This window comes from Streptomyces typhae (genome assembly GCF_009755605.1).
In the GTDB taxonomy this organism is placed as follows: Bacteria; Actinomycetota; Actinomycetes; order Streptomycetales; family Streptomycetaceae; genus Streptomyces; species Streptomyces typhae.
In genome coordinates, this window is sequence record NZ_WPNZ01000016.1 from 188,402 (window position 1) to 208,707 (window position 20,306).

Consider the following 20,306-nt stretch of genomic DNA (forward strand, 5'->3'; position numbering starts at 1 on the left):
GATCTGCGTTACATGATCGGGTTCGTCGGTCTCGTTCACGGCGTCAGACGTGCCGCCCGCATCTGGAGGTAGCGGGACTCCGGTCGGCTGAGCGTGCGCTGGGACGCCACCTGGTAGGCGGCGCGTGCCCCTTCCGGGTCGCCGGCGCGTTCGAGGAGATGTCCGCGTACCGATTCGAGCCGGTGGTGGCCGGCCAACCGCTCTTCGAGAGCGGCCAGTTCGCTGAGCCCTGCCGACGGGCCGTGCACCATGGCCACCGCCACGGCCCGCCCCAGCGCGGCCATGGGCTCCGGGGTGCGGCGCACCAGGATGTCGTACAGGGCGAGGATCTGCGGCCAGTCGGTGTCCTCCGCGCGGGCCGCCTCGTCGTGCAGCGCGGCGATCGCGGCCTGCACCTGATAGACGCCCGCCGGGCCCTGGCGCAGGGACTCCTCCACCAGCGCGACGCCCTCGCCGATCGCCGCGGCGTCCCAGAGGGAGCGGTCCTGCTCGTCCAGCGGGACCAGCTCGCCGTGCGGTCCGGTGCGGGCGGCGCTGCGCGCGTCGGTGAGCAGCATCAGCGCGAGCAGGCCGGTCACCGCGCCCTCGCGGGGCAGCAGCAGCCGCACAGCGCGGGTCAGCCGGACGGCCTCGCGGGCGAGGTCGGCGCGGTGCAGGGCGGGGCCCGACGTCGCCGTGTAGCCCTCGTTGAAGATCAGATAGAGGACTTGCAGGACGGCGGCGAGGCGCGCGTCGCGGTCGGCGGGCCCCGGCTGCCGGAAGGGAGCCCCCCGCACCTTCTGCTTGGCGCGGCTGATGCGCTGCGCCATCGTCGCCTCCGGGACCAGGTGCGCGCGGGCGATCTCGGCGGTCGTGAGGCCGCCGACGGCCCTGAGCGTCAGCGCGATCTGGGCGGCCGGGGCGAGCGACGGGTCGCAGCACAGGAACAGCAGCGTGAGGGTGTCGTCCTGGGACGGGGCGCGGGCCTCGCCGGGCGGCGGCGCGGTGAACGCGTCGCGGGGCGTCAGGAGGGCGGCGTTCTCCTCGCGCCGCCGCCGGGCCGAGTCGCTGCGCAACTGGTCCGTGAGGCGTCGCGACGCCACCTTGATCAGCCAGCCGCGCGGGTTGTCCGGCACCCCGCGTCCCGGCCACTCGCGGGCGGCCGCGAGCAGGGCCTCCTGTACGGCGTCCTCGGCCTCCCCGAAGTGGCCGTAGCGCCGCACGAGCGCGCCGAGGACCTGCGGCGCGTGCAGGCGCAGCAGGTCCTCGACGGTGTGGTCCGGCCGTTCTGGCGGGGCAGGGGTCGCCGGGGCGGTGTGGTGCGGCCGTTCTGGCGGGGCAGGGGTCGCCGGGGCGGTGTGGTCCGGCCGTCCTGCTGGGGCAGGGGTCATCGGGGCGGTGTGGTCCGGCCGTCCTGGCGGGGCGGGAGGCACCGGCGGGCCGCACCGCCGGGGGCGGGGACCGCCGCCGCGCGCCGGTCCCGCGCCCCGCTGCCGGGTGGACGCCTCAGCATCCCGGCTCGCCGTCGCCACCGGCCCCCTGGATCGGCCGGATCACCACCGGCGGCGTCGGGGCGCCCGCGGGCGCGGGACACTCGTTGATCCGCTGGGCGATCTCCGTGACCCGCTCCAAGCTCTCGCAGTCCAGGACCCAGTAACCGGCGAGGACTTCCTTCGTCTCGCCGTAGGGCCCGTCCGTGATCACGGGGCGGCCGTTGTCGTCGACGCCGACAAGACGGGTCTGCGCGGGCTCGGTCAGACCCTGGCCGTCGACGAGCTCGCCGGACTCCGCCAGGTCGTCGTTCAGCTTGTTCATGAACGCGAACATGTCCTGGAGCTCCTTCTCGCTCCACGCCGGGCTCTGCGGGGAGGCCTTGCCGCCCATGGCCTCGTAATCGGCCTGGGAACCCTGCACCATCACCAGATACTTCATGACCGCACTCCTTGGCTGCGTCGTCGCCCCTCGTGGGCAACTTTCACAGGGGACGTCGGAGCGGGCGACCCGGTCTCTACAACTTTTCCGAAGAATTTTTCGAAGATCTTTCTTCGGTGACCGGGTGGGGCCGGGGCGGTGCCGGGGCGGGGATGGCGCGGGTATGCCGCGGGGCCTGCGCGGGGGCGTTGCGGGTCCCCATGGAGGGCGGGACGCGGGCCGGGCACTCCGCCCCGGGTCACCCGACCGGCGGACCCCGCGGGGCGGTCCGTCACGGTCGCCGCGAGAGTGGGCCCATGCGTGCCTTGCGTGCCACGGGGGCTTTGCGTGCCGTGCGGGAGAAGGCGGTGGGGCGGCTGCCGCGTGCCGGGCGCGCGGTCCTCGTGTGCGTGCCCGGCCTCGCCGCCGTGGCCGCCCTCGTGCTGTGCGTCCTGGGTGTGGAGCGGGCGGTCGAGTCCGGCGGGCGCGGGACCGAGGCCCGGTCCGCGGGGCACCGCGCCGCCAGGCCGGCCATCGTGCCGCGCGAGCGGTGGCTCGGCGACACCGGGAGGGCCAGGGCGCCCGCCCGCTACGGGGCGCCGGTGGTCGCGGTCTTCGTCCACCACACCGACTCGCCGAACCGGTACGACTGCGCCGACGTGCCGCGCATCATCCGGGCCCTCGCCGAGGGCCAGACCCGGGCCCGGCTGTTCGACGACATCGGCTACAACTTCCTCGTCGACCGCTGCGGCACGATCTACGAGGGGCGCGGGGGCGGTGTCGACCGGCCCGTCGTCGGCGCGCACACGCAGGGGTTCAACCAGCGCACGGCCGGTGTCGCCGCGATCGGCACGTTCACCGCGGGGGTGCCGGTGCCCGCCCCGATGGCGGAGGCCATCGCCGCCCTCGCCGCGTGGAAGCTCGGCCTCGCCGACGCCGACCCGCGGCGCACCGCACGCCTGGTGTCCAGCAACAGCCTCAGCAGGTTCCCCGCGGGCGCCCACGCCGACTTCCACGCGGTGTCCGGTCACGCCGACGGCTACTCCACGCACTGCCCCGGCGCCGCGCTGCGGGCCGAGCTGCCCGCCATCCGGGAGCGGGCGGCGGCCCTCCAGGGCCGGACGTCGGCGCGGGCGGCGGCCGCGCGGCACGGTTGAACCGGCGCGCACGCCGGTACGGGTCAGCGCGCGGTGGCGTACACGATCAGGTTGTCCACCGGGTGGCCCTGGGCGTCGAAGGCGCCGTCGCAGGTGATCAGGCGCAGGGCCCGCGAGCGGGTGCTGCCGTAGACCTTCTTCGTCGGGAAGGCCTTCTTGTCGACCGTCTCGGTGCCGGTGACCGTGAAGTGCACCGTCTTCCCGCGCGAGTCGCGTACGGCGATGTCCGCGCCCGTGCGCACCTTCTTCAGGTCGTGGAAGACGGCCCGCCCGAAACGGGTGTCGTTGTGACCGATGATCACGGCCGCGCCCGGCTCCCCGGGGACGGCGCCGCCGGTGTACCACCCCGCGGTCATCCCCTTGTCCGGGGGCGGCACCTCGACCGTACGGTCCGCGTTCAGACCGAGCCGCATCAGGGAGCTGTCGACGCCGATGGACGGCACCGACACACGCACTGGCGAGGCGGGCGCGACGCGGCCCGCGGAGCGGCCGGAACCGGGCGGGGACGCGGAGTCGCGGGGCTCCTCGACCTTCTCGACCGCGTACGTGGAGGGCGACTCGGCGCGCGCGCCGCCCGCCGAGGAACAGCCGCTCACGGCGGCACAGACGAGAGCGAGCCCGGCCGCCGCGAGGGCGGCGGCGCGGGGGGCCCGCCGAGAGGGTGCAGAGGTCATGGGCGCTCCGGGAGCGGGCACCGGCACCGGCGGGGGCCGGTGGCGGTGCTGGACGAGGTATTCGAGGCTGGGGGGAGGCGGGCCCCGGCGCGGGACGGGGGAGGGCCGGGCGCGGCTGCGACAGGGGACGTACGCGGCGGGGCCGCCGCGGGAGAAGGGTGGGGCCGAGCGGGGGGGCGGGATGGCGTGTGCGGTGGGTGCCGTCGGGCGCGGTGGCACTGTGCGGTGTCCTGCGGTGTCCTGCGGTGTCCTGCGGGGCCACCGCGCGTGGCTGGCTCCGGTGGTGTGGCTGGCGTGCCTCCTCCGGTTTGCCCTGTGGGGCCACCGGCGCCTTCGGCGGCGCAGCCCGCGCGCTCCCTGCGTTGCTTCGGGCGCCCACCTTGCGTTGCTTCGGGCGACGAGCCGCGCATTGCCTCGGGTGACCACCTTGCGTCGCCTCGGGTGACCACCCCGGCGGTGCCGGGCGGCACCCCCCTCCGGTGCCGCACGGCGCCCCCGCCGCCCGGCGCCCCCGCCGGAACCGACCGTGCGCGGCACGCCCGGCGGCGAACGGAGGACGTAGTGGCGGGGGCGACGGGATCGAGGGGTGTCAGCCCTGCCGGCGCAGGGTCGCGCGGCGGCGCAGGACGATAGTGCCGGCGCCCGCGAGGAGCGTCATGCCCGCGGCCGAGCCGATCAGGGCGTTCGTGCTGTCACTGCCGGACGCGGGGCGCTCGCCCGCGGCGACGGCGCCCTTGGGCTCCTGTGCCACCGCGGCGGCCTTCTTCCGGGCGTCCGACGGCGCGGGCTTGGGGGTGGGCTTGGCGTCGGCCTTCTTGCGGAGTTCCGACGGCACGGCCGCGGCGGCCTTCCTGGCGGCCTTCTTGCGGGCGTCCGACGGCACGGGCTCGGCAGCGGCCTCCTGGCGTTCGACGGGGCGGTCGCCCGCGGCGACACCACCGCGCGGCGGGGCCGCCGCGGGCTTGCCCTCCTTGAGGGCCTGCTCGGCCGCGGCCCGCTTCTTCGCCACGTCCTCGGGGGACGGCGCGGACGTCGGGGCCTTGGACGGCTTGGGCGACGCGTCGTCCGCGAAGGCCGAGGCGGCCGGAGCGGCGAGCACCCCGCCGGCCACGGCGGTGGCCACGGCTACGGCGCGCAGAGGCGAGCGGCGCTGGGGACGACGGGCATGGCGGGACATAAGGGCTCCATTCCAGCTCTGACTCGGAAGGACCCGGCGCCGTGGTCGGGGGCGCCGGGCCTGCCGCACAGGCTGGCGTGAAGTTATGAGGAAGCTGTCAGGTTCCTGTTGGCGTCCGATCAGCGTGCGGGCACACACCGACTCCAGCGTGCGGGCACACACCGACTTCAGAGTGCGGGAACGCACGAATTCAGCGTGCGTGCACAGCAACTCCTCGACCACGGCACCGACTCGGTGCCGACGTGGCCCGTGCGATGTCAGAGGCTTCTGGCACAGTGCGTTCATGGACACGAACGACGCTGACACGAGGGGTACGAGCACTGCGAGCCACGGAAGCGGGACGCCCATCGCAGCCGGTACGCCCACCGCAGCCGGGACGCCCGCAGAGACCGGGACCCCCGACCGGTACGCCGCCTTCCGCGACCTGCACCGCCCCGGTGACCCCCTGCTCCTGCCCAACGCCTGGGACCACGCGTCCGCCGCCGCCCTCGCCCGTGCGGGCTTCCCCGCGATCGGCACGACCAGCCTCGGCGTCGCGGCCGCCGCGGGCAAGGCGGACGCCGCAGGCACCGCGCGGGCGGAGACGCTGCTCCTCGCGCGCGGCATCGCGCGTCTGCCAGTGCTCGTCACCGTCGACATCGAGGGCGGTTTCGGCGAGCGGCCGGAGGACGTCGCGGGGCTCGTCCGTGAGCTGGCCGCGGCGGGCGTGGCCGGCGTGAACCTGGAAGACGGCAGGCCCGACGGCACGTTGAGTGCCGTGGGCCCGCAGTGCGACCTGATCCGCGCCGTGAAGGACGCCGTGCCCGAGCTGTTCCTGAACGCGCGCACGGACACGTACTGGCTGAAGGCCGGGGGAGAGAAGGAGACCCACGAGCGCGCCGCGGCCTACCACGCGGCGGGCGCGGACGGCGTGTTCGTACCCGGCGTCCAGGACGAGTCCGTCATCGGCGGACTCACCGAAGCCCTCGACGTCCCCCTGAACATCTTGTACGCCCCCGGGGGCCTGTCGCCCCGGCGCCTCGCCGAGCTCGGGGTGCGGCGCGTCAGCAGCGGATCGCTCCTGTTCCGTGCGGCGGTGCGGCAAGCGGTGGACGTGGCAAGGGAGTTCACCCGGGGCACCGTGGGCACGGAGGGTTTGCCGACGTACGCTGAGGCACAGGCGCTCGCGACGGACTTCGCCGACCACGAAGGCACCGTCGACGGTGACGGTGACGGTGACGGGGACGCGGACGGCCGAGCGGACGACTGAGCAAGCCGCCGAGCGGACGGCCGGACGCGCCCGCCGAGCCGACCGCTCAGTGGCCCGCTGAGTCGGCGGCCGTGGCGGGCGCGCGGGGTGCCGGCGGGGCGCAGGGTGCCCGCGGAGCGCGAGGTGTCCGCAGCGCGCGAGGTGCGCGAGGTGCGCGGGAAAGGGAGCGGCGGGCCCGCCGCCGAGTGGGGGGGGAGACTGATGGCGCGGCGTGACACGTCCCGACGCACGAAACTGACCGCGGGCCCCGGCGCCGCGCAGCCGTCGCCGCTGTCCGACCCCAACTACCGTCTCTTCCTGGGCCTGCAGGGGCTCTCGGCGCTCGGCGACTCCTTCTCGCACGTGGCGATCCCGCTGCTCGTCCTGCACCAGACCGGGTCCGTGGCGCAGATGGGCCTCGTCACCGGCCTCACCGGTCTCGCCTCGATCGTCACGGGACTCTTCGCGGGGATCGTCGCCGACCGCGTGAACCGGCGCCGCCTGCTCGTTGTCACCGACATCGCGCGCTGTGTGCTCTTCGGCATGATCCCGCTGGTGTGGCTGTTCGCGACGCCGATCTGGCTGGTGTACGCGGTCGTTCCCGTGGCCGGGGTGTTCGCGATGCTCTTCCAGGTGACGTATGTGACGGTGGTGCCCGGCATCGTCGCGCCCGGACAGATCCTGAAGGCCAACAGCCATCTGTACGGCACGTACGCCGTGGCGAGCGCGGGCGGGCCGATGCTCGCGGGCCTGGTCGCCGCCGCCTTCGGACCGGCCGCCGCCATCGGCATAGACGCCGGGACCTTCGCGGTGTCGGCGGTCGGCATCCTCTTCGTACGCATCCGCGCCGTACGCCCGCCCGAAGCGGAGGGCGCGGCAGGCGGGGCGGGCACGGCTGGCGCGGCGGGCACGGTCGCCGGGCGGAGTCCCGCGGATGCCGGACTCCGCGGCGTACGGAAGGAGTTCCTCACCGGCGCCCGGTTCCTGTGGCGGCACCCGGTCCTGCGGCCCCTGACCCTGCTGCTGGGTCTGCTCACCTTCCTCACCTACGGCATCACCGACGTCCTCATCTACCGCGTCCGGCACGACCTCGGCCACGGCGAGGGGGTCGTGGGGTACGTACTGACCGCCGGGACGCTCGGCACGCTCGCGGCGACCCTTGTGGTCGCCCGGCTGCGCGGGCGGCTCGGCTTCGGCCCGAGCTGGATCGGCGCGCACACGCTGTCGGGGGTCGCCCTGGCCGGGCTCGGCCTGACCGGCAGCCTGCCGTTCCTCGCCGCGCTCGCCGCCTGCATGCTGTTCTGCACCGGCCTCGGCGGCATCAACTCCATGTCGCTGCGCCAGGAGGTGACACCCGCCCATCTCCTCGGCCGTGTCACCTCGTCGTTCTGGACGATCCACAACGCGCTGGGCCCGGTCGGCGCGGCAGCCGTCACCGCCGCCGTCGCCGCCTGGGGCGTACGGAGCGTGTGCCTCGTCGTCGGCGTCTGCGTGGTGGCGGTGACCTTGAGCGGCACCCTCACCGGCGTGGGCCGCGCGCGGACGGGCCGAACAGGGGAGGCGCAGGCGCCCTAGGGCCGGGGCGGCCGGGCGGCAGGGTCGTCGGTGGTGGAGGGGCCCGCGGGACCGGTGGGGCCGGTGCCGCGACGGGGCTTCTCGTCCCCGTGGCCCGGCCACCACGCGGCATGCCCGATGAGCGCCGTCAGGGCCGGAGTGAACAGCATCGCCATGACGAAAGCGGCGATCACGATGCCGAAGGAGAGCGAGAAGCCCATCTGGGAGAGGGTGGAGTTGCCTGCGAGCATCAGGGTGGCGAACGTGCCTGCGAGGATCACGCCGGCCGAGCCGATCGTCGGGCCCGAGTGGCGCACCGCGGTGCCCGCGGCGTCGTGCGGGTTCCGGCCCTCCCTGGCCTCCTCGCGCAGCCGGGAGACCATCAGGATGTTGTAGTCCGTGCCGAGCGCGACCACGAACAAGTACATGATCACGGGCAGCATGAACATCAGGCCCGGCTGGCTGCCGATCCGCTGGAACAGGATCGACGTGGCGCCGAGCGTCGCGCCGAAGCCGAGCGCCACCGAAAGCATCAGGTACCAGGGAGCCACGAGACTGCGCAGGAGCAGGCCGAGGATCACCATGATGGCGAGGGCCGCCACGGGGAAGACCACCGAGTAGTCGCGGTCCACGGCCTTGTTGATGTCGACGTACACGGCGGTCGTGCCGCCCACGTAGGACTCCGTGCCCGTCGGCGCCCCGGTGTGGGCGGCGGGCCTGAGCCGGTCCTCGACCGTCGCGAGGGCCTTGTCGGACGCGGGCGGGTCGGCGAGCACCACGGAGTACGAGGCGGTGGTGCCGTCCTTGCTGACCCGCGGTGGCGCCACCTCCCCGACGCCCTCGACGGACTGCAACCGCTCCCGGAAGGCGGCCGGTTGCCCGGCGGCGAGCGGGCCCTCGCCGGTCGACGTCAGATACACGAAGGTCGGGTCCGTCGAGCCCGCGGGGAAGCCCTTCTCCAGGTTGTCCTGCCAGACGATGGACTCCTTGTCCTTGGGCAGTGAGGACCCGGCGAGGTCGAAGTTGGCCTTGTAGCCGAGCGCGCCGAGCGCGAGGGCGCCCATGAACAGCGCCGAGACCACCGTCCACACGGCGGGCTTGCGGGCGATCGACGCACCCAGCTTGGCGAAGCCCGTGCCCTGCGGCTCCCGCTGCCACGACTTGGACGGCCAGAAGACCTTCGTACCGAGCAGCGACACCACGGCGGGCACCAGGGTCAGGCCCGCGAGCAGGGTGAGGAACACCGCGATGGCCAGGGCGGGGCCCATCGAGCGCAGCATGCCGAGCGAGGACAGCGTCAGGGCGGCGAAGGCGACGATGACCGCGCCCGCCGCCGACGTGATGGCCTCGCCGACGCGCTCGACCGCGTGCACCATGGCGCCCTTGGCGTCCTCGCCCGCGCGCAGCGCCTCCCGGTAGCGGAAGAGGAGGAACAGGATGTAGTCCGTGCCGACGCCGAACAGGACGACGGTGAGCAGTTCCTGGATGGAGGAGTCGGCCTTCATGTCGAAGGCCTTGTTCGCGGAGGCGATCAGGCCCGTGGCCATGGGCGAGATCAGCCCGATCAGGACCACGGGGAGCAGGGCGATGATGGGGCTGCGGAAGATCACGAAGAGCAGCACGACAATGATCACGATCGTGCCGACGCCGACGAGGATCCCGGCCCGCTCGGAGGCGTCGCTCTCGTCCAGGGCCTGCGCCGCGGAGCCCGTGATGCCGGCCTTGAGATCGGTGTCCTCCAGCTGCGGCTCCAGATCCTCGCGGAGCTGTTCGACCGCGTCCTGCTGCGTGGTGTCCTCGGGGTCGGTGACCTTCGGCATGGCCACGACGGCCGTCTGCACGAGCTTGTTCGGTGAGACCTGGCCGGGCTCGACGGCCTGGACGTCCTCGATGTCCCGCCCGGCGAGATCCTTGGAGACGCGGGTGACGTCGGCGGAGTCGGCGGCGGTGATCTTCCCGCCGTCGGAGCGCTGGAAGACGATGATCGCGCCGATGTTCCGCTGCTGGGGGAAGTCCCGCTCCTGAAGGTCCGACGCGCGGATGGATTCGTAGTGGCCGGGCAGGAAGCTCGCCTCGTCCGAACTGGAGGTGAGTTTCGGTGCCAGCGAGATCACGGCTCCCGCGGCGATCACCCACGCGACGATGATCCACCACGGGCGGCGGACCACGAACCGTCCCAGGCCTGCGAACATCGGCAGCTGCCTCTCCTCGGCCCCCGAGGCATATCGCATCCTGCCCAGGATCCGCCGGAGTACGCGTGTGCGCCACTTGGGGGACCGCGGCACGGGAGGGGCGACGGAGGCCCCGCCTCCCCGGGGGAGGCGGGGCCACCAGCCGCCAGATGGTGATCCAGCGGGTGATCCGGAAAGCGGTCCCGAGAGCGGTCCCGAGAGCGGTCCCGAGAGCGGTCCCGAAAGCGGTCCCGAAAGCGGTCCGGAAAGTGATTCAGAAGGCGATCCGGAAAGTGATCCTGCACGTGCTTCAGAAGTTGATCATGTGTCCGGCCAGGCCGTGCACGGCCTCCTTGACGGCCTCGCCCAGGGTCGGGTGGGCGTGGACGTTGCGGGCCACCTCGTGCACCGTGAGGTCCCACTGCTGGGCGAGCGTGAGCTCGGGCAGCAACTCGGTGACGTCCGGGCCGATCAGATGGGCGCCGATGATCTCGCCGTGGGTCCCATCACTGATGATCTTGACGAAGCCGACGGTGTCGCCGAGGCCGTGCGCCTTGCCGTTCGCCTGGAACGGGAACTTGGCGACCTGGACGTCGAAGCCCTTCTCCCTGGCCTGCGCCTCCGTCCAGCCGAAGCTCGCGATCTGCGGCTGCGAGTAGGTGGCGCGCGGGATCATCGGGTAGTCGAGCTCCATCGTCTCGGCGTCCCCGATCGTCTCGGCGGCCACGACGCCCATGGACTCGGCGGTGTGCGCGAGCATCAGCTTCGCCGTGACGTCACCGATGGCGTAGATGTGCGGCACGTTCGTACGGCAGCGGCCGTCGATGTCGATCGCGCCGCGCTCGGTGAGGGCCACGCCGGTCGCCTCCAGGCCGTAGCCGGTGACGTTCGGCGCGAAACCGATGGCCTGGAGGACCTTGTCGGCCTCCAGGACCTGCTGCTTGCCGTCCTTGGCGGTGACGGTGACGCGGACCTGCTCGCCGGACTCGTCGATGGACTCCACCCGGGTCGAGGTGAGCACGTCGATGCCGAGCTTGCGGTACTGCTTGGCGAGCTCCTTGGAGACGTCCGCGTCCTCAAGTGGAGCGACACGGTCCAGGAACTCGACGATGGTGACCTTCACGCCGTAGTTGTGCAGGACGTACGCGAACTCGATGCCGATGGCGCCCGCGCCCGCGATCACGACCGAGCGCGGCAGCTCGTCCGCGAGGATCTGCTCCTCGTACGTCACCACGCGGTCGCTGCGACGGGTGCCCGGAAGCAGCTTGGGCGTGGCGCCCGTGGCGATGACGCAGTGGTCGAAGCCGATCGTGGTGGTCGTGCCGTCCGACTTCGCCACCTGGAGGGTGTTCGCGTCCAGGAAGGTGCCGCGGCCGTCGAACTCCGTGATCTTGTTCTTCTTCATCAGGAAGTGGACGCCCTTGACGCGACCGTCCGCGACGGTGCGGCTGCGCCGGAACGCCTCGCCGTAGTCGAAGGACACCTCACCGTCGACCTTGATGCCGTACGTCTTCGCCTCGTGCGTGAACAGATGCGCCAGCTCGGCGTTGCGCAGCAGCGCCTTCGTCGGGATACAGCCGACGTTGAGGCAGACCCCGCCCCAGTACTTCTCCTCGACGACCGCCACCCGCTTGCACAGCTGGGCGGCGCGGATCGCGGCGACATAACCGCCGGGGCCTGCTCCGAGCACGACGACGTCGAAGCGCTCATCCATGGGGTTGGTCCTCTCTGCATGGCACTGCCTGGTACGGATGCCTCGATCATCCGTCATCCGGAGGGTGCGGCGTCGGGCGACCCCGGACAAGACCTGTTGACCTCCGGGGATCCCGCGCCCACAATGGCCGACATGATCCAGCACCTGAGCGCCGCCGTCGGACGTGTCAACGTCCCGTGGCGCCGCGGGTGCGAGCGGTCGGGCTGTTGACGCGGCACCGCATCCCCGTGCCCGCACGAGCCTTCCGAGCAAGGGTCCGCAGCGCTTCCGCGCGCTGACGGGACACGCCTCGGGGCGCTCGCTCGTGAACCGTACGCCCGACTCCGAAGGACGATCCCCATGACCGCGGTACCCGTTTCCCACGCCCCGACGGCCCTGCGCGAGGCCACGGTGCCCGCCGACGGCATGTACGAGGGCCGCCGCACCCTGCGCAGGCTCCCCGAGGGCACCCCCGAGCGCCGCTACGAGCACATCGACGTGGTGCCCCAGGGGCGGATCATCGGCGCCGAGATCCGCGGCGCCGACCTGTCGCGGCCGCTCGCCCCCGCGCTGCGCGAGGAACTGCACCGCGCCCTCCTGGAGTGGAAGGTGCTGTTCTTCCGCAGCGCCCACCTCACCTCCGACGAGCAGCGCGCCTTCGCCCGCGCCTGGGGCGAGTTGGAGACCAATCCGCTGCTCGCGCGCGGCGCCGCCGAGGACGTCGCCCGCTTCGAGAAGGGCGGCACCGCGGCGCCCACCTTCGAGAACGTGTGGCACGCCGACGTCACCTTCCGCGAACGGCCCGCGCTCGGCGCCGTGCTCCAGCTCCGCGAGGTCCCGCCCGTCGGCGGCGACACGATGTGGGCGGACATGGCCGCCGCGTACGACAACCTCCCGGACGGCGTCAAGGCGCGCGTCGACGGTGCGAGCGCCGTGCACGACTTCATCCCCGGCTTCGCCCGCTTCTACGGCCCCGAGCAACTCGTCCCGCTCCAGGACGCGTTCCCGCCCGTGGAGCACCCGGTCGTGCGCACGCACCCGGAGACCGGGCGCCGGACGCTGTTCGTGAACACGTCCTTCACCACGCACATCGTCGGCATGGACCGAGCCGAGAGCGACCGGCTGCTCGGGTACCTGGTGCGCCAGGCCCATGTGCCCGAGTACCAGGTGCGGTGGCGCTGGGAGGCCGGTGACATCGCGTTCTGGGACAACCGGGCCACGCAGCACTACGCCGTCGACGACTACGCGCCGCACCGGAGGGTGGCGGAGCGGGTGGCCATCGCGGGGGACCGGCCCTTCTAGCCCTCCAGCTCTTCCCGGCTGCTCAGGTATCAGATGCTCCCGCTGCTCAGGTACTCAGATGCTCCCGATGCTCAGCTGCTCAGTGCGAGTCGCCATCTGACCTCACCCTCGTGCCGCTCGTCCGTGGGCGCGAGCCCGGCGGCGCGGGCCACGGCGGCGGACGCGGCGTGGTCGGGACGGATGTGCGCCAGAAGATGGGTCACCTCCGGGCGCCCGCGCAGCCACTCCACGAGGCCCCGGGCCGCCTCGGTCGCGAGGCCCTGGCCCTGCCACGGCGTGCCCACCATCCAGGCGATCTCGGCTCCGTCCCCGCGCGTACCGGGGCCACCGGGCCGCACGGTCGCCTGCACGGTGCCCGCGAGACGGCCGTCGGCGGACCTGCGCAGGACCCAGTTGCACCAGGAGACCCCGGGGTCGGGCGCCCCCGCGACCATGCGCGTGTAGCGGGCCCGCAGGGCGGTCACGTCGTCAGGGGCGCCCCCGATGAACGTGTGCAGGGCCGGGTCGCCGAGCACCACCGCCATCTCCTCGGCGTGCGCCACGCGCAGCGGCTCCAGTGTCAGGCGGGCGGTGGTGATCGGTTCGGCCACGACGGGGTGGCGTGTGCTGCTCATGCCACCATCATCGTGCAGGCGTAGAGGTCGCTCCGCGCCCGGCGGCCACCGCGCATTGTGCGGCCCCCGATGCTCGGGACATCGGGGGCCGCGTGCCTCGGCGCCCTCCCCCCACGAAAGGGTGGCCGAGGTGTCCATGGGCAGAACGGCGGATCCTTCGGAATCGTGCCCCTACCGGATGTACCGCCAGGAGCCGTCCGGTGACGGATGGACCGTCAGAAGCCGTCCGGCGACGGAAGCTCCGTCAGAAGTTCAACAGGGCGGTGTTCGCGAGACCCGCCCTCATCTCGCACGGGTTGCCGAAGGTCGTGGTCCAGGCGACGTGCTTGCCCTTCCAGACGCCGGCGGCGGAGACCACCACCGGATTCCACTCCTTGGTGCACATGACCGTCGACGACGCGTCGACGAGCTTGTCGAACCGAGCCTCCACGGAGTTGAGTTCGGCGCACGCGGCGCTCGGCGCCGGGTGGGTGCCGGAGGCCTTGAGCGCGCAGCTGAGGGTGACCGCGCGCTGCACCGTGGCCGTGGCGGCGTCCTCGCCCTGGCCGACGGTGAGCACCAGGTCCGACGGCGCGTACAGGCTCGCCGGTCCCGGGGTCGCCGCACCGGCCGCGCCCGTCGAGACCGCCGAGGCGGCCAGGACACCGGCGGCCACGGCGGCGGCCGTGCTCACGGTCTTCAGGAGGTGACGCACTTTGACGCTCCTTCGTTGCGGGTGGTTGCGGAACCTTGGTGCTTCTTGTGTTTCTTTTGGCTATGCCGGGAGTTTCCTGAGGGTTGCGTGCCCCAGCTGTGGTTGCGGTGGGGAGTCTTGCAAGTGCGCTGAGTGAGCGGCAAGCGAATGGTCGATTTCCGGATGGACGCGTCCGCTGAGGGCGCGTCGAAAGGTCGTTCGGGCAGCTCAGAGCGGTCGGGGGTGGCTCACGAGGGGCGTCCAGAATGTGGACAGGCGGCGGTGGTATAACGCCGAACAACTATCTGACCTGCGAAAATGAGCGGTTGGTAATTCTGATCGGCGTGGCGTTCGACCGGAAACCGGTGGTTGACCCCGTGTGAGAGGGCGGGATATGCGGCGGGTGAGACAGCTGTGGCTGTTGGGGGCTGGGCGGGGTCACCCGAGGTCAGGCGGGGTCGAGCCGCCTATGGCGGGGGTGGCCAGGTGGGTCCGGGTGCGGCCGAGGTCGGGCGCGGTCGAGCGGCGTCAGGCGGGGGTGGCCGAGGTCGGGTGGGGCCGGGTGGGCCGGTTCACGGGGCGGCGGCCGGGGCGGGAGAGGGTCGGGGCGCGAGGTGCCGGGCGGCCTCCGGCCGCAGCCGGCCGCCCTCCTCGAACGCGATCGTGTACGTACGGTCGCCGAGGCGGGCGCGTGCGGACGCCGACACGCGGTCGACGTCGTGCCGTTCGCCCGCGGGGAGCGGCGCGCCCACGGAGGCGCGGGCCGCGGCGGCCGCGCCGAGCAGGGCGGCGGCCGCGCGGTGCTCCCCGGCGGCGGCCTCCGCCCCCGCGAGCCCCTCCAGGGCCAGGGCCTGCGCCCGTGCGTCGCCCAGGCCGGCGGCGACGTCGAAGCCCTCCGCGTGCAGCGCGCGGGCCGTCGCCGCGTCGCCGCGCGCCTCCGCGACGAAGCCCAGCTCGGCGAGGGTGAGCGTGATCCCGGGGCCGTAGTCGGCCCGGCGGAACCGGGTCAGCAGCGCACGCATGTGGTTCTCGGCGCCCGCGAGGTCGCCCTCGCGGCGGGCGCCGAGGCCGAGGCCGATCAGCGCGTCCAGCTCACCGGAGCGGAAGCCGTGGTCGCGCGCCAGCCGCAGCGCCCGCCCGTGCGCGCTGCGGGCCTCCTCGAAGCCCCCGGTGAGCAGCGCGATCCGGCCAAGTCCCGACAGTCGCTTGGAGGCCTCCGTCCACAGGCCGAGGCGCTCCGCGATGGCCAGTCCCGCACGGTGCAGGCGCTCGGCGTCGGCGTAGTCGCCCGCGATCTCGCTGAGCGTGGCCAGCGGGAAGACGGTCTGCAACTGCCCCCACTCGTCGCCGAGTTCAGCGAAGATCCGCGCGCTGCGCTCGCTGTCGCGGCGGGCCGCGTCCAGGTCGCCGTGCGCGAGGGCGTGCCGCGCCCGCACACTGAGGGCGGCGGCGGTGCCCCAGGCGTCGCCGAGCACCTCGAACCCGCCGAGCGCCGCGTCCACCAGACGCTCTCCCGCGCGTACGGCGCCCGCGCCCATCTGCGCCGAGCCGAGGATCCACAGGGCGGTGGCGCGGGCCGCGGGGTCGTCGAGCTCGCGGTGGGCGGCGAGCGCGGCCCGCATGAGGCGGGCGGCCTCGTCGCCGCCGTGCCCCACCTCGCCGCCCAGCAGGGTCCCGTCGCTTCCGCCGCTGCCGCCCACGTGGCCCACGCCGTGGCCGTCGCCCGGCGGGCTGCTGCCTGCCGCGTTGCCGTGGTCTGCGGGGTTGCTGCTCGCCGCGTTGCCGTGGTCTGCGGGGTTGCTGCTCGCCGCGTTGCCGTGGTCTGCGGGGTTGCTGCTCGCCGCGTTGCCGTGGTCTGCGGGGTTGCTGCTCGCCGCGTTGCCGTGGTCCGCGGGGCCGCTGCCCAGCGCGTCGCCGTTGCTCGCGGACCCACGGCCCGCCCCACCGCCGTCGTCCGCCGAACCACCACCCACCCCGGCGTCGTCCCCGCCGGGGCCCACGCCCGCCCCCGTACCGACGCAAGGGTCGGCGTACGCGTCCACCCCCGCGTCGGTGGTCTCGCTGCCCTCGCGCAGGGCGATGCCGGTTCGCCAGGCGAGGGCGAGGGCCCGTGCAGTGGCGGTCTCCCGGGAGGAAGTAGCGTCCGCGGGCGCGTGCAGGGCCGCGTCCAGGGAGCGGCGTGCCTCCGCCGTGCGTCCCCGCAGGACCCAGTACCAGGAGAGCGCGTTGACCATGGTCAGGGCGCGGCCGGTGGCACCGTGGGTGAGCGCGGTGTGCAGGGCGCGGCGCAGATTGGCGGATTCCTCGTCGAGGCGATCCAGCCACGCGCGCTGCCCGGGGCCGTGCAGCGACCGGCCCGCCCGCGCGGCCAGTTCGGCGTAGTGGACGCTGTGCCGCTCCCGTACGTCCGCGAACTCGCCCGCCGCGCGGAGCTGTTCGGCGCCGTACTCCCTGACCGACTCCAGGACCCGGTACCGCGGCCCCTCCGGCCGGTCGGAGGCCACCACCAGGGAGCGGTCCACCAAGCGGGAGAGGAGGTCGAGCACTTCGGTGTCGCGTACGTCGCCGCCCGCGCCGACGGCCCGCGCGGCGTCGAGCGTCCAGCCGTCCGGCACAGCGAGCCTGCGCAGCAGGGCGCGTTCGGGCGCCGTGAGCAGCGACCAGCTCCAGTCGATGACCGCGCGCAGTGTGCGCTGCCGTGCCGGTGCCCCGCGGAACCCGCGGGCGAGCAGCGCGAACCGGTCGTCCAGGCGGGCCAGGAGCCCGTGCACGCCCAGCGTGCGCACCCGTGCCGCCGCGAGTTCCAGCGCCAGCGGCAGCCCGTCGAGCCGTACGCACAGCTCGGCGACCGCCTCCGCGTCGTCCGCGCCGAGGGCGGCGCCGGAGCCGAGCCCGGCCCGCTGCCGGAACAGCTCCATGGCGCTCGCCAGTTCCAGCGGCGGCACCGCCCACACCCGCTCACCGCTCACGTCGAGCGGTTCCTGGCTGGTGGCGAGGACCGTGAGGCCCGGCACCCCGCCCAGCAGCACGTCCACCGCCGCGGCCACCGCGTCGACCACGTGCTCGCAGTTGTCGAGCACGAGCAGCAGCCGCCGCCCGCGCAGCGCCTGCGTGAGGAGCCCGACGGCCGCCACCGGGGCGCCGGGCTCCTCGTGCAGGCCGAGCACCCGCGCCACCGCCTCCGCCACCGTGTCCGGTCCCTGGCCGGACGCCGCGTCCAGCGTGGCGAGTTCGACGAGCCAGACCCCGTCGGGGAACGCGTCGGCGACCTCGCGCGCCGCCGCGGCCGCCAGCCGCGTCTTGCCCACGCCGCCGGGCCCGGTGAGCGTCACCAGACGGGTGGCGCCCAGGAGCCCGCGCACCCCCGGCACCGCGTCGTCCCGGCCGAGGAGCGGGGCGACGGGGGCGGGGAGGTTGGTGGTGCGGGGTGCCGCCGTGGGCGTGCGGGGCTCCGAGGTGCGGGACTCGGGGGTTCGGGCTTCCAGCGTGCGGGCCTCGGGTGCGGGGGCCCCGGGTATGCGGGCCTCGGGCGTGCGGGCGTCCGGCGTCTGGGCTCCGGGCGTGCGGGGCTCCGGCGTCTGGGCCCCGGGCGTGTGGTCCCCGGGTACGCGGTCCCCGAGCGCATGCGCCCCGGGCACCGGCCGCGCAGGCACCTGCGGCGCGGGCGGTGGGGTCAGCTCTGGGTCCTGGCGCAGGATCGCGCCGTGCAGCGCCAGGAGTTCGGGGCCGGGTACGAGCCCCAGGTCGTCGGCCAGCCGGCGGCGCAGGTCCTCGTACGCGGCGAGGGCCTCCGTCTGCCGGCCCGAGCGGTACAGGGCCCGCAGCTGTGCGGCACGCAGCCGCTCCCGCAGGGGGTGGCGCGCGACCAGGTCCGCGAGGTCCGCGGCGAGCGGACCGTGCTCGCCGGACTCCAGGCGGGCCTCGGCCTGTTCCTCCCGGGCGGTTAGCCGCTCCTCCTCCAGGCGGTCGATCGCGCCGCGTGCGAAGGCGTCGCCGGCGAAGTCCGCGAACGCGTCGCCGCGCCACAGGGCGAGCGCCTCACCGAGGAGCCGCCCCCGCGCGACCGCCGCCTCCGTGTCCCGCGGCCCGCGGGCGGCCCGCGTCCCGTCCAGGGTCCGCGTCCTGTCCAGGGCCCGCGCCCGCCCAAGCAGCAGCGCGAACCGCCCGGTGTCGACAGCGTCCGCCGTGACGCGCAGCGCGTACCCGGCGGGCCCCGACCCGACCAGGGACCGCCCGCCCGGCTCGGCCCGCTCCAGCACCCGGCGCAGCTGTGACACCTTGCCTTGCAGCGCGTTCGCGGGATGCTCGGGCAGCCGCTCGCCCCACAGGCCGTCGATCAGGCGGTCCGCCGACACCGGACGGCCCGGGTGCACCAGCAAGTGGGCGAGGAGGGCACGGACCTTGGCACCGGGGACGGCGACCTCCGTACCGTCCGACGTCCACACAGCCAGCGGACCGAGCACCCCGAATCGCATGCCGGTGACGATATCCCGCCAGGTGAGCGCCCCGCCCGGCAGCGGCCCGGCAGCCGCCTGCCCGCCCGGCAGCCGACCGGCAGTCGATCGACAGGGAACCGGCAGCCCCCGCCCGCACGGTGGGGACCACACGCCGGGCACACCGCCCGGCACCACTCCACCGGAGGCCGTTCCCATGAGCGTCACCACGCCCGAATCCACCCCCGGACCCACTCCCGAATCCACTCCCGGTTCCGTCCCCGAGTCCACCTCCGGGCCCACCGCCGTCACCGTCATCGGGCTCGGCAACCTCGGCCAGGTCCTGGCCCGTACCTTCCTCGACCAGGGACACGCGGTCACCGTCTGGAACCGCTCGCAGGACAAGGCGGACGACCTGGTCGCGCGGGGTGCCACACGCGCGGCCACCCCGGCCGACGCCATCCGGGCGAGCGACCTCGTCGTCATCTGCGTACTCGACTACACCACCGTCCGCGATCTGCTCACGCCCGCCGCCGGTGACCTCGCGGGCCGCGTCGTCGTGAACGTCACCTCCGGCATCCCGGACCCCGCCCGCGAGCTCGGCGCCTGGATCACCGACAGCGGTGCCGCGTACGTGGACGGCGCGGTGTACGCCATCCCGCAGACGATCGGCACACCGGAGGCCTTCGTCCTCTACAGCGGCGACGAGAAGGCGTTCGGCCGCCACCGGGCGCTCCTGGAGCCCCTCGGCACGGCGGAGTTCGTCGGCACCGACGCGGGGCTCGCGGCCGTCCACGACGTGGCGCTGCTCAGCGGCATGTACGGGATGTTCGCGGGCTTCTTCCAGACGGTGGCCGTCAGCGGGTCCGCGGGAATCGGGGCGGCGCGGGTCACCGAGCTCCTGGTGCGCTGGCTGCAGGAGGCGATCGCCGCGCTGCCCGCCTTCGCCGCCGAGATCGACGCCGGGGACTACCGCACGCAGACGTCCAACCTGGACATCAACGCGGTGGGCCTCGCCAACATCCTCGCCGCCACCCGGGCGCAGGGCGTCGGTGTGGAACTGCTCACCCCGCTGCACGCCCTGTTCGAGCAGCAGGTGTCCGCGGGCCACGGCGCCGAGAGCCTGGCCCGCACGATCGAGTCCCTGCGGTAGCCGGTAGCCGGTAGCCGCGAGGCGGTGGACGGCAGACGGCGGACGGGAGACGCATGGTGGTCGGCCCCGGGCACCGCCGACCCCCGGCCCACTGGTGTCTGGCATTCTGAGCCCCTTTGATTGGTGGAGGCATCCATCGGTCCCGAGCGCAGAGACGAGACACATGGCACGCGGCAGGCTTCGGATCTATCTGGGGGCGGCACCGGGCGTCGGCAAGACGTACGCGATGCTGTCCGAGGCGCACCGCCGTACCGAGCGCGGTACCGACTGCGTCGTGGCCTTCGTGGAGCACCACGACCGCCCCCGTACGGAAGTGCTGCTGCACGGCGTCGAACCGGTGCCGCGCAGGGAGCTGACGTACCGGGGCGCGGTCTTCACGGAGATGGACGTGGACGCCGTGCTGCAACGCGCCCCGGCCGTCGCCGTGGTGGACGAGCTGGCGCACACGAACGTGCCGGGCTCGCGCAACGCCAAGCGCTGGCAGGACGTCGAGGAGCTGCTCGAAGCGGGTGTCGATGTCATATCGACGGTGAACATCCAGCATCTGGAGTCGCTGGGGGACGTGGTCGAGTCGATCACGGGGGTGC

The 20,306-nt window shown here is 73.9% G+C and carries 15 protein-coding genes; 6 read left to right on the plus strand and 9 right to left on the minus strand.

Annotation, left to right across the window (positions count from 1 at the left end):
• Positions 1-35 precede the first annotated feature (35 nt).
• Positions 36-1,370, minus strand: a complete 1,335-nt coding sequence (locus GPA10_RS27475) for an RNA polymerase sigma factor (protein ID WP_157167815.1) — start codon at positions 1,368-1,370, stop codon at positions 36-38.
• Between the two features lie 115 nt (positions 1,371-1,485).
• Positions 1,486-1,911 (minus strand): YciI family protein, encoded by a 426-nt coding sequence (locus GPA10_RS27480; RefSeq protein ID WP_157167816.1) that lies wholly within the window; start codon positions 1,909-1,911, stop codon positions 1,486-1,488.
• A 296-nt stretch (positions 1,912-2,207) separates the two neighbouring features.
• Here GPA10_RS27480 and GPA10_RS27485 point away from each other — a divergent pair, with 296 nt between their 5' ends.
• The gene (locus GPA10_RS27485; protein ID WP_157167817.1) at positions 2,208-3,047 is read left to right on the plus strand and encodes an N-acetylmuramoyl-L-alanine amidase; all 840 of its coding nucleotides are present in this window, start codon (positions 2,208-2,210) and stop codon (positions 3,045-3,047) included.
• Between the two features lie 23 nt (positions 3,048-3,070).
• Here the strand turns inward: GPA10_RS27485 and GPA10_RS27490 are convergent, their stop codons facing one another.
• Both GPA10_RS27490 and GPA10_RS27495 read right to left on the minus strand, forming a co-directional pair.
• Entirely contained in the window at positions 3,071-3,721 is a 651-nt protein-coding gene (locus GPA10_RS27490; RefSeq protein ID WP_157167818.1) for a class F sortase, read from the minus strand.
• A gap of 589 nt (positions 3,722-4,310) precedes the next feature.
• Positions 4,311-4,898: a hypothetical protein gene (locus GPA10_RS27495; RefSeq protein WP_157167819.1), complete on the minus strand. Its 588-nt coding sequence runs from the start codon at positions 4,896-4,898 to the stop codon at positions 4,311-4,313.
• A gap of 283 nt (positions 4,899-5,181) precedes the next feature.
• On the opposite strand from GPA10_RS27495, the gene GPA10_RS27500 reads away from it, so the two are divergent.
• Positions 5,182-6,147 (plus strand): isocitrate lyase/PEP mutase family protein, encoded by a 966-nt coding sequence (locus tag GPA10_RS27500; protein ID WP_157167820.1) that lies wholly within the window; start codon positions 5,182-5,184, stop codon positions 6,145-6,147.
• A 201-nt stretch (positions 6,148-6,348) separates the two neighbouring features.
• Positions 6,349-7,701, plus strand: coding sequence for an MFS transporter (locus tag GPA10_RS27505; RefSeq protein WP_157167821.1), 1,353 nt, complete (start codon positions 6,349-6,351; stop codon positions 7,699-7,701).
• Here the strand turns inward: GPA10_RS27505 and GPA10_RS27510 are convergent.
• Together GPA10_RS27510 and lpdA are read right to left on the minus strand one after the other, a co-directional pair.
• The gene (locus tag GPA10_RS27510; protein WP_157167865.1) at positions 7,698-9,872 is read right to left on the minus strand and encodes an MMPL family transporter; all 2,175 of its coding nucleotides are present in this window, start codon (positions 9,870-9,872) and stop codon (positions 7,698-7,700) included. The genes GPA10_RS27505 and GPA10_RS27510 overlap by 4 nt on opposite strands.
• 289 nt (positions 9,873-10,161) lie before the next feature.
• Positions 10,162-11,565, minus strand: a complete 1,404-nt coding sequence (gene lpdA, locus GPA10_RS27515; protein ID WP_157167822.1) for a dihydrolipoyl dehydrogenase — start codon at positions 11,563-11,565, stop codon at positions 10,162-10,164.
• A 405-nt stretch (positions 11,566-11,970) separates the two neighbouring features.
• Between lpdA and GPA10_RS27520 the strand changes: the two genes are divergently transcribed.
• Complete coding sequence (locus GPA10_RS27520; RefSeq protein ID WP_425505823.1) at positions 11,971-12,846, plus strand: TauD/TfdA dioxygenase family protein; 876 nt, start codon at positions 11,971-11,973, stop codon at positions 12,844-12,846.
• A gap of 71 nt (positions 12,847-12,917) precedes the next feature.
• Here GPA10_RS27520 and GPA10_RS27525 read toward each other — a convergent pair whose 3' ends face one another.
• The 3 genes from GPA10_RS27525 to GPA10_RS41835 all read right to left on the minus strand — a co-directional run bounded on the left by GPA10_RS27525 (position 12,918) and on the right by GPA10_RS41835 (position 18,608).
• Positions 12,918-13,460, minus strand: coding sequence for a GNAT family N-acetyltransferase (locus tag GPA10_RS27525; RefSeq protein WP_157167824.1), 543 nt, complete (start codon positions 13,458-13,460; stop codon positions 12,918-12,920).
• 244 nt (positions 13,461-13,704) lie between these two features.
• Entirely contained in the window at positions 13,705-14,154 is a 450-nt protein-coding gene (locus GPA10_RS27530; protein ID WP_343041381.1) for a subtilase-type protease inhibitor, read from the minus strand.
• Between the two features lie 551 nt (positions 14,155-14,705).
• Positions 14,706-18,608 (minus strand): AfsR/SARP family transcriptional regulator, encoded by a 3,903-nt coding sequence (locus GPA10_RS41835; protein WP_246259842.1) that lies wholly within the window; start codon positions 18,606-18,608, stop codon positions 14,706-14,708.
• A 175-nt stretch (positions 18,609-18,783) separates the two neighbouring features.
• Between GPA10_RS41835 and GPA10_RS27540 the strand changes: the two genes are divergently transcribed.
• Both GPA10_RS27540 and GPA10_RS27545 read left to right on the plus strand, forming a co-directional pair.
• Positions 18,784-19,719 (plus strand): NAD(P)-dependent oxidoreductase, encoded by a 936-nt coding sequence (locus GPA10_RS27540; protein ID WP_157167825.1) that lies wholly within the window; start codon positions 18,784-18,786, stop codon positions 19,717-19,719.
• A gap of 163 nt (positions 19,720-19,882) precedes the next feature.
• The coding region (locus GPA10_RS27545) for a histidine kinase (protein ID WP_484600350.1) at positions 19,883-20,306 on the plus strand (424 nt) is incomplete at its 3' end.